This is a genomic window from Xenorhabdus entomophaga, from assembly GCF_037996725.1.
Lineage (GTDB): Bacteria > Pseudomonadota > Gammaproteobacteria > Enterobacterales > Enterobacteriaceae > Xenorhabdus > Xenorhabdus khoisanae.
Genome location: NZ_JBBMXH010000126.1, coordinates 1 through 10,117 on the forward strand (window position 1 = coordinate 1; position 10,117 = coordinate 10,117).

Here is a 10,117-nt window from a genome sequence, read left to right on the forward strand (position 1 = left end):
CGGATAGCTCAGTCGGTAGAGCAGGGGATTGAAAATCCCCGTGTCCTTGGTTCGATTCCGAGTCCGGGCACCACTTCAACTTCCAGTGAAGTCCAGCCCAGTAAAACAATTTCTGCTAAATCCAGCAAAATCAACACCCTTTCTTATTTTTACGTCTAGTTTCGTCTGTTGCAATCAAGATGCAGCGAAGGGCATAATTCGGGGCACCTACCGTTCGATTACCGGAATGCCCTTAATAATGAAACTAAACGCACGACAAATCGAAACCGCAAAACCCAAAGACAAAACCTACAAACTCGCCGATGGCGGCGGTCTCTATTTGGAAGTCTCAGCACGCGGCTCAAAATACTGGCGTATGAAGTATTACCGCCCCACCGATAAAAAAGAAGACCGTCTGGCGTTCGGCGTTTATCCGGAGGTATCATTAGCTGATGCCCGCGCTAAACGCGATGAAGCCAAAAAGCTGATGGCACAAGGCATTGATCCCAAAGCTGAGAAAAAAGGTGCGCCCTCGCCTGCCAAAGTGAATACCTTTGAACAGGTCGCCCGTGCATGGCACGCCAGTAACAAACGCTGGAGCGACAGCCACCGTCAAAAAGTGCTGCGCAGCCTTGAGCAGTATATTTTCCCGCATATCGGCTCCCGCGATATTACCACATTACGTACCAGCCAGCTTTTAGCTCCGGTCAAAGCCATTGATGAACAGGGCAAACATGATATTGCTCAACGTCTACGGCAGCGCACCACAGCTATCATGCGCTATGCAGTCCAGAATGATATTCTGGAGTCCAACCCTGCTAACGACATGGCCGGCGCACTCACCACCACGAAATCTCACCATCACCCCGCCCTGCCCCACGAAGACTTACCTGACTTTTTAGCTCGCTTATCTGCCTATCGCGGGCGCTTACTGACCAAGATCGCGGTAGAACTGGCGCTGCTAACATTTGTCCGCTCCAGCGAACTGAGATTTGCCCGCTGGCAGGAAATCGACCTTGAAAACGCGGTCTGGAAAATTCCCGCTACACGAAAACCCATCAAAGGCGTTCGCTTTTCTGAGCGCGGCATGAAAATGAAAACTGAGCATATTGTGCCCCTGAGCCGTCAAGCGGTCTCGTTATTCAAAGACTTACAAGTACTGAGCGGAAACTGCGAAGTTGTGTTTCCCTGCGATCACGATTCCGCAAAAGTGATGAGTGAAAACACCGTCAATAGTGCGTTACGCAATATGGGCTACGACACCCAGACCGACGTCTGTGGACACGGATTCCGCACAATGGCGCGTGGTGCGATGGGGGAATCCGGCCTGTGGAGTGATGACGCCATCGAGCGTCAGTTAAGCCATATCGAACGAAATAACGTCCGGGCAGCCTATATTCACACCTCCAAGCATCTGGATGAACGTCGACTGATGGTGCAGTGGTGGTCGGATTATCTGGATGCAAACCGGGAAAAGGCCATTACACCGTATGACTTCGCCAAACCGCTGCGTGACAGAAAAAACCTCTAGTACAATTTGCAACCCGTTAATTTTCATCGGGAGAAAAACAATTAACGCTGTTCATTTAATCTTGCTTTTTAAATAATCCGCCTGTCATCAAGCAACGTCCACAATGAGCGCTCAGGGACTCGGTAACAGGAGAATTAATATGACAATGACAGCATTGAAAACCAGCCTGATTCGTTTGCCGGAAGTGCAGCGCAGAACAGGTTATAGCAAAGCGTGGATCTACAAACTGATTAGCGATGGTTAATTCCCGAAACAGGTCAAAATCGGCCCACGTTCCATCGCCTTTATTGAAGCTGAAATTGATAACTGGATTGCTCAGCGGATCGCGGAATCGCGAGCAGCATAACGCAGAAAAAACTATGACATAAGAAACGTACTATAAAACACAACGCCCCAGTGTGCTGAGAACACATCTGAGGCGTATCACCAACAACCATTAAGCAAGGTAAAAATGATGGCTGATACACAGCATACCCAAACTCGCCCTAAATTTACAGTTCAAAAAACAGCAGGCAACCAAAAAACACTTGACCTGATCCAGACCGTGAAAACATCCGCGATGTATTCCTGGCAAAACCTGCTGCCAGCTTGCGGTATCACTGTTCCGGCAAAAGGCAAACATGGTGCCTGCCCTGTCTGCGGCGGCACTGACCGTTTTCACTTTATCGACGATCACCATCATGGCAACTGGTACTGCCGCCAATGTGACGTTCCGAATTATGGCGATGGACTGGATTTAGTGGCAAAAACCAACGGGATTTCGATTCTTGAAGCAGCAAAAGTTGTTGCTAGCGTGCAGGCATTGCCTTTACCGGAACTTAAGCCCGCCAAAGAAATCATCAATCCCACACAACCTATTGCTGAAAAAGTGGCGGTACTGATGGCGCAGACTGTCATCGGGCAATCTCCCTATCTGACGACAAAAGGGCTGCATTATCCTAATCAACGACTGTTGCCTGATAATTCGGCAGTGTTGGCACTGACAACACTGGATAAAAAAGTCACAGGTGCGCAGATTATCAAACCCAATGGTGAGAAAAAATTACTGTCTGGTAGCCAGAAAAAAGGCGCGTTTATTGCGTTGTCAGAGTTGGGAGAACGCCCCGACACGGTGATCATTACCGAAGGTTACGCCACGGCACTAACGATTAACCAGCTTTATAAAGGCACTGTTCTGGCGGCACTGGATGCAGGTAATTTGCTTTCTGTTGCCAAGGCTGTCCGGGAACACTGGCCTGATACGAAAATCATTATTGCAGCAGATAATGACTGGCATAGCTTCGACGAACTGGATAAGAACGGAAAATCCCAAAAGAACATTGGCAAGATCTCGGCAGAAAAAGCAGTCTTTGCGGTTAATGGATGGATCGCGTTGCCGCCTACAGAACATAAAGCTGACTGGGATGACTATCGCCAGCAATATGGCATTGAGGCAGCACAGCAGGCATTTTGTGAAGGCTTATTTCAGGTAAGGGAACCGATGAACAGTGACGCAATAGAAACCCGTCGTTATGGCAATGTTGAAAGCATTTACCCTAATCGCAAAACAAAATTACCGCTGTCAATCGGTTCAGAAGGCTTTGATACCGAATTAGACTACGTGGTTAAAGGCATTATTCCGGCGCATTCCCTGTGCAGCATTTACGGCGCGAGTGGATCATACAAGAGTTTTCTGGCGGGCGCATGGGGTTGTCATATTGCCACGGGTAAGGCATGGGCAGGAAAACAGGTTGCGCAGGGTTCCGTACTGTACGTTGTCGGTGAAGGTGGGATCGGAGTGCCCCGGCGCATCAAAGCATGGGAAATCGTCAACGGTCAGGAGGTTGAAAATATGTATCTGATTAATACGCCGGTATTTCCGGCCTCGCCTGCCGAAGTGCATGAACTGGTTATTGCTGCCCAACAGGTTGAATCTGAAACGGGACAGCCGATACGCCTGATTATTCTCGACACCCTCGCCCGTTGTTTTGGTGGGGCTGATGAGAATGATTCCAAAGATATGGGCGCGTTTGTCCGGGGTTGTGATGAGCTGAAAGCCAAAACAGGTGCGAGTATTCTGGTTGTTCACCATTCCGGCAAAGATGAAAGTAAAGGCGCAAGAGGCTCCAGTGCCTTTCGGGCTGCGCTGGATGTTGAATACCGGATCAATCGGGAAGGGAAAAAAGGCGGTGCACTGGTTATCACCTGTACCAAAATGAAAGATGCCGAAGAACCTGAAACTAAAGCCTATGATATGCGCGTGGTGGAGCTTTTTACTGATAAAGACGGTGAAGATATTACGTCACTGACTCTGATTGATAGGCCGCGTGATCCAGTTGAAGAGGACGATATTGAACACATTCCCAATAAAACAGATAACCACACGGCACTATGGCAGTGCATCCGATCACGCACTGTCCTGAAAGAGCCTTGCAGCGTTGCCCTTGTCCGTGATGATTTAAAAGCGATGGGGGTGAATGTGAAGAATTTCAGCCGTTGGTTAACCAAGTTAGAAAATGATGGACTGATTACCCGCAACGGGCAGGAACTCACTATCATTAACCAGAGAAATGATGATTAAAAATGAGTAAAAAAATGAGGGATTACGAGGAGATGTATTGTATTACTCATCGTATTCCTCATTTCTCACGCATATATACAAGAAAAGCGAGCAATACTAATATCATTGATTTTTAAGGATAAATAAACCTCAATAACTCACCTGTTTTTGCAGTGAGGAAAAAAAAGCAAGGAGATAAACGAAGAACGGGTGAGGAGGTAAGTTGTTTTCTGGCAGGCATTATTTCATCTCTCCATGTTACCGGGTTAATGTATTAGCCCGGTAACATGGAGAAGACAAGCGCAGCGCGTCAGTATCATTTTGTATAGGTCAAAATGATTGTTGTTCAATTAAGCGAGTAAAATGCTTATTACATAAACTGACTATCCTTTTCAGCAATTGCACGTATCATGCGAGTCCAAGTTTATTTTTTATTCCTCTAACCTTCGGAGTCAATGCGAAGCAATCTTCCAACAATTCTTCATCTAATGACCAATAATTAATAAGTTGTGAATGATATTGATGATTATTTGAAAGTAAATTAAGCACACTAGCAATTGACTCATCATCACAATTTACGTTTTGTGTTAAAAAGTCATTTGCAACATCTAACATCAACTCCATTAATGTATTTTTTTCCAATTCAGAGTAATTATTACTTGAGTAAGCAATAATATATTTATTCAACCACTCTTTAGTTCGGTATTTTTCTGGTAGTTCAAGCGCCCAATCTTGGGTAAAACTATCCCCTTTAGGTAATCCTAAATCTTTGCATATACGTTCTATTGTACTCATTTATCGCGTCCTCCAAATTTAATTCGGATGTGAAGAGCTATATGGAAATGATGTTCTGACAGAACCATCTGATTTTACAATTATTCTTGCCATATTTGGTGTAATTTCTGTTCCATCAGGTAAATAGCCTCTACCTTTTACAGTTGTTGGTAATGGGACATCGTGAACTCCCGCTCCTTTTTGAGCTGCTTCTGCAATAAAATCTGCAGCAGATTGATCATTAAGGTATTGTCCCACTTGATGGCCTTTAGCTCTTGCACGGTCAGCTAACTGATTAGGTTTTTGCTTTTGTCCATGTTCAGAAAAAGTGTGACCATATGTAGGCTTACTTTTCGGGTTGCCCCATTTAAGTGGGGCACTCAAATAAACATAAATCGCTGGTATATTTGAGGTCGGGAAAATCAGAATATAATCCCGGAAATCACTCTCCTGCACTGGCGTGGTGGTTTTTGATGGCCCCTGATCTGCACTATTTGGTATCGGTGTTTCGGTTTTGTTTCCCGCGATATCATTCGGATCTTGCTGCGGGTTGACCAGAATTCCATCCCGCCATGTTGTTTGTTCTGGGATCGGTAAGCCGGGTGTTTGGCTGGTGCTCGTTGAGTCAAGCGGGATTACCTTGACGTTTATTGAGGTATCATGCTGCCCATATTGACTATTAATTTCACTTTGTGATATTTCACCTTTTTGTGGATCCACATACCAGACCAATGTCGGCGAATCTGCATCATCTTCCCAAAACTCATATTGTTTAAATGAACTATTATATTGTACATGGCGAACTTTCACATGTTCTAACGCACTTCCTTCGCTGGTATGGTATCCCACTGGGATTGATTGCCCGGTTTTTACATCTTCGACAAACCGGTAACGAACACGTGTTGGAGTTGTGCCCTTTTCATCTGCAATTTTTGCCAGATTTTTATGATTAACTAAATCACTGTCACCGCCATCCCACCAACTTCGCATCATCGCGCCCAATACTGCTACGGATGTCTCTACGAGATAAGCATCACGGGATAATTCAAACTGGATATTCCTCAGCTTTTGTTGCTCACTTTGAGAGAGTAGCGGGCTATCTTTATCAATATCACCATTATTCGCTTGAGCTGCCGCCGCATTGGCTGCCATCTGCTGCATCATCTGCTGCCGCATTACCTCATTAAATATCATTGGATTGGCTTCTGCCCGCGGGAATATCTGGTTTCCCACCCAAGCAATGGCCTTGAGAATAAATGGCTCAGAGGTTTCTTGCCTATTGGGGTTACCTCCGAGTGTCGGTTGGGCCCGATAAATCTGCATCTCACCAAAGTGCGTATGCGGTTCCATTCCCGTTCCTGCATCTGTACAACCCGCTGGTTGCAGGCAGGATTTAGCAAACACCGGCTTCACAATGCGTTCGACGGCAATCACATGCCGACAGTTATGTTCAGGAAGCACCGTTATGCCCGGATATTCGGCATCAGCGTAATATTTTTCTTGCAGGGTTGCTTCTGTCCAACCTTCGATCTTCGGCAATCCATCACTGAGTTCACCCGGCATAATCGCAGGTAAAGAACCCGATGCCTTTTCAGTTTTCACCGCGTCAGCAGCAGATTTTTCAGTCAATTGCTCTGCCAGTTTCTGCGCCCCCACATGCAGCGTCATGGGTAGCGGCGATAAATTTTCTTCCCGCAGTATTCCCTGACCATCCGTCACGCCATTGGCATTGATGACACCATCCCGGCTTTTGAGGTTATAGGGAATCCCGGCTAATGGCTTGCCCTGATTGTCCAATAACTGAAATTCCAGCCAGTACTTGAATTTATTACAGGGAACACAATCTAATCTGCCTGCGTCACTCATTCGATTAAATCCTTTTTTGATTAAGTTCGTTGTGCATCAATATCGTTATCCGCCAGAAAGTCCTGGATAGTCAGCGCCTGTAAACGTGAACCCTGATGGCGGTGCTGGTGCAGCCATTTTTCAAGGTTGCGGATCAACGTACCTTCAGGGGTATCCAGTTTCAGTGCGACTTTTCCCTCTGCTTCCCACAGTTCATACATCAGCGTTTTGGCCAGGCCTTCCAGTGCAAAATCTGATTGTTCCCACGCTGCGATCAGGTGCGGCTCCAGCACAAAGGGGCGTTCAATCTGGCTGAACGGACACTGTGCCGGGCGAAGAAAAACCATTGGCTCCGGCATATCCACCATCAGTTCAGTGACCGGGTTAAACAGGGATGTCCAATCTGTCGGCTGCATGGCGGGCATTAATACCCGTAGAATGCGCGTATCCATAAGCCGGAAAACGACCTGTTCATCTCGCAGGGTCACGAGCTGATGACGTTGCCAGTGATCCAATTGTGTCTGCCAGCCCATGTCACTCCGGTATGCCCAGCCCCAACTGCCGTCACTGAACGCACGGCAGTCAAGCAGACGAGCAAGGGTAGGCAGAGAGTTCACTTTCGGTTGAATAAGCCACGGCCCCTGTTCCATCAGGTGAGCGAGCGGTGTGCCGCTATAGAGGGGAAAAGCCTGTTCAACCCAGTCGTTCACATAGAGAATGTTGACAGGATTAGGCGTCGCAAGCGGGTTGATAATCAGATAAACAGGCAGTTTGTCAGATCCACCCATCCAGGTTGTCCAACTTGTTTTCATGACTGATCTCCCTGTGGTGCTTTAATAACCCAGGCAGCATTTTCCTGTGCCTGCAAGGCGCAATATTTTTTGACCGGGTATTCGATTTCCGGCAACGGTTCTACGCCTTCCGGTAATTGCAGCGCTAACCCGCGTCCACTGCCTGCTGCACCCTGCCCGACATTAATCGGTGAACAGAGAATGCCGCCCGGCGTGACTTTCAGAAAACTACCGCCCACTTTCAATGTGATTTCTGCTGCCGCTTCCAGCACGACTTTGCCGCCGCTTTTCAGGTGAATCTCCTGTCCGCTGTCAATCACGGTGGCATCCCCGGTCTGGGTATGCTGACTACCGGCAATTCGATGGGATACATCGCCTTCGGTGGTGATTTTGCGTGAACCAGCTACCTGATGATGATCATCGGCGCGGATATCGTAATAACGGTTATTATCGATACGTTGCTTCTGGTCGTGTTTAATATGCCAGTAGGCATCGTTTTCGATATGTGCGGTCAGGTCTTTCTGGCCGTGAAAGTAGATTTCTTCGCTGCCTTTTGCATCTTCAAAACGCAGTTCGTTAAAGCCTTTGCCTTTGTGGGTTTTGGTTTTAAACGTGGTGCGGGTTTTTTCTGCCGGTCAATCCAGTGGCGGGCGGTTCAGGCCGTTGTAAACACAGCCGGTGACAATCGGTCGGTCGATATCGCCGTTGAGGTAAGAGATAATCACTTCTTGCCCGATGCGCGGTATCGCCATAAAGCCGAAACCGTTACCGTTCCATCCCTGTGCAACCCGTACCCAGCACGAAGCGCCATCATCCGGCGGGTCGTAGCGGTTCCAGTGAAAATGCACTTTAATCGCCCCGTCTTTATTGACGAAAATTTCCTCCCCTTCTGGGCCAACCACGATGGCGGTTTCATCGCCATCCGCCAGCGGTTTGTAGTGAAAAGGCGGACGGTAATCATCCAGACCGGAAATAAAACTGAAATGGTTGGCAAGTGTAGTGCCTTCGCCGCCGTTGTCGCCTAGTGCCTGTGGGCAACGTCCGTGGTGGCTGATACCGACCACCTGCCAGCGAACATTAAGCGGTTTATGGGGATGATTTTTTATCTCGAAGATTTTACCCGGCATCAGTTTGATGCAGTTACTGCTGCCGCTACCGGTCTGCTTCTGGTTATCCAGTGCTTCCTGACGGTATTTTAAAAACGGGATGGCGGCCGCATCTTTCTGAAAACGTCCATAACTTTCAAATACGGTGTAAGGGGTCTGGCTGCCGAAATCGCGGAAACCTTCACTGCTCTGCATATGGGAGAGGTGATAACGTGGCTCTGCCGGGTTGAAATCCTTGTGCAGGCTGCGTTGCGGACTCATGCTGACACCCAGCCGCACCTGATAAATGGTGTCGGTTCCGTAGACAGTTTCCGGCTGCGGCTGGTATTGCAATGGCAGCCCTGCGGTCATTCCCAGATGGCTGTCGCTGAAAAACAGCGTTTCATCCTCAAACCAGAAACTGAATCCTTCTTCCGCCGCTAACCGGCAGAAAAACGCATAATCGGATTCCCGTTTCTGGGTCACATATTCCCTGTCCTGATGGGTATCATAGAGCTTCGAATCGGCTTTCACCCGGTGTTTTTTCAGCAGGCTGTTTAAGATGGCGGGCACATTTTGCTGATGGTAAATCCGGCTGTCCTGATTAAGTGTCAGCCGCCAGCAGGCAGGCCGCACGGTCACGGTATAGAGCGTTTTGTTACCATCTGTACCTACCCAGTCTGCATGGGAAATGATGCCGGTGATTTTGCGCTGTTCGGTTGTGCTATGAAAAATCTGTAATACCGCTTCCTGCATCAGCAGCGAGGCCAAATCAATCTCAGTCTGTGGCCTGAATGGGTTAGCATTACCGGCTCTGACTAACGTCAGGTTCAGGGTAAACAGTTCAGATAACCCTTCCTGTAGAGAAAATTCCCCCACAGCAAAAGTGTCTTCCGGCACACCGGTGATGTGGCAGACAAAGCGTAATCCACTTTTCATGTTGATTTTTTCCTTATGGTTGATGTCATGCGTTCCTTAATCGGTTACATTTCCGGGCGTAACCCGTCGACATGCCAGAACTGCCACAGCACCTTGTGACTGTCCGGGGTGAAAATCTCCAGCATGACAAACGAAGACCGGGTGATAAAACACGCCAGCGCCTGATTGATTAACCGGCAGAAACGGTACATTTCACCTGCATTGTGGTAGCAGTCAGGATTCAGGGTGAGCGAGAGTAAATGCCCGCGAATGGAGCGACCTAACCGCATCCGGTCGGTCAGACGCTCTCCCACCTGCAAAATGCCGTCAATGTGTTGACGGAACTGACGGCTCAGAGGGCGATGCGTATCGGTATACGGGTCAAACAACCGGAGAAACTGTTTCAGGCTGTCGGTGGCAAACAGCATCATCGGCGGGCTGGAAAGGCAGGACAGCAGCGGCCAGCCGCTATTTTCCTGCAACAGGGGCGGGTAATCGGCTGCGACCGGTGTGATATTGTGTACATTGAGGTGAGACGGTGAATCTTCCTGCGTTACGGTGATAGTGCCTTGCTCCAGCGTACACACCTGTTCATGGTAGCCAGTGAAATAACACGAAACCTCAATGGCAGGTAAGTCGTTTGCCGGTTTGCCCG

At 48.2% G+C, this 10,117-nt stretch carries 6 protein-coding genes and 2 pseudogenes; 3 read left to right on the forward strand and 5 right to left on the reverse strand.

The features are described 5' to 3' along the window. The first annotated feature begins 238 nt into the window (after positions 1-238). The 3 genes and pseudogenes from AAC854_RS19475 (at position 239) to AAC854_RS19485 (ending at position 4,070) form a co-directional block, all read left to right on the forward strand. Positions 239-1,510: a tyrosine-type recombinase/integrase gene (locus AAC854_RS19475; RefSeq protein ID WP_340618559.1), complete on the forward strand. Its 1,272-nt coding sequence runs from the start codon at positions 239-241 to the stop codon at positions 1,508-1,510. Between the two features lie 139 nt (positions 1,511-1,649). Beyond that, positions 1,650-1,856: pseudogene (locus AAC854_RS19480) on the forward strand (helix-turn-helix transcriptional regulator). A 213-nt stretch (positions 1,857-2,069) separates the two neighbouring features. Continuing rightward, a complete protein-coding gene (locus AAC854_RS19485; RefSeq protein WP_340618564.1) occupies positions 2,070-4,070 on the forward strand; it encodes an AAA family ATPase in 2,001 nt (666 codons plus the stop codon). Positions 4,071-4,457: 387 nt separating this feature from the next. On the opposite strand, the gene AAC854_RS19490 is transcribed toward AAC854_RS19485, so the two are convergent. From AAC854_RS19490 to AAC854_RS19510, 5 genes and pseudogenes are all read right to left on the reverse strand, one after another. Beyond that, positions 4,458-4,844: a hypothetical protein gene (locus AAC854_RS19490; protein WP_340618560.1), complete on the reverse strand. Its 387-nt coding sequence runs from the start codon at positions 4,842-4,844 to the stop codon at positions 4,458-4,460. An 18-nt stretch (positions 4,845-4,862) separates the two neighbouring features. Next, positions 4,863-6,689: an S-type pyocin domain-containing protein gene (locus AAC854_RS19495; RefSeq protein WP_340618561.1), complete on the reverse strand. Its 1,827-nt coding sequence runs from the start codon at positions 6,687-6,689 to the stop codon at positions 4,863-4,865. 20 nt (positions 6,690-6,709) lie between these two features. Beyond that, complete coding sequence (locus AAC854_RS19500) at positions 6,710-7,480, reverse strand: DUF4123 domain-containing protein (RefSeq protein WP_340618562.1); 771 nt, start codon at positions 7,478-7,480, stop codon at positions 6,710-6,712. Continuing rightward, a pseudogene (locus AAC854_RS19505) lies at positions 7,477-9,483 on the reverse strand (type VI secretion system Vgr family protein). The gene AAC854_RS19500 and the pseudogene AAC854_RS19505 overlap by 4 nt, the downstream one beginning before the upstream one ends. Before the next feature lie 44 nt (positions 9,484-9,527). Beyond that, positions 9,528-10,117, reverse strand: a 590-nt coding sequence (locus tag AAC854_RS19510) for a type VI secretion system baseplate subunit TssF (RefSeq protein WP_340618563.1), incomplete at its 5' end; no start/stop codon positions are given.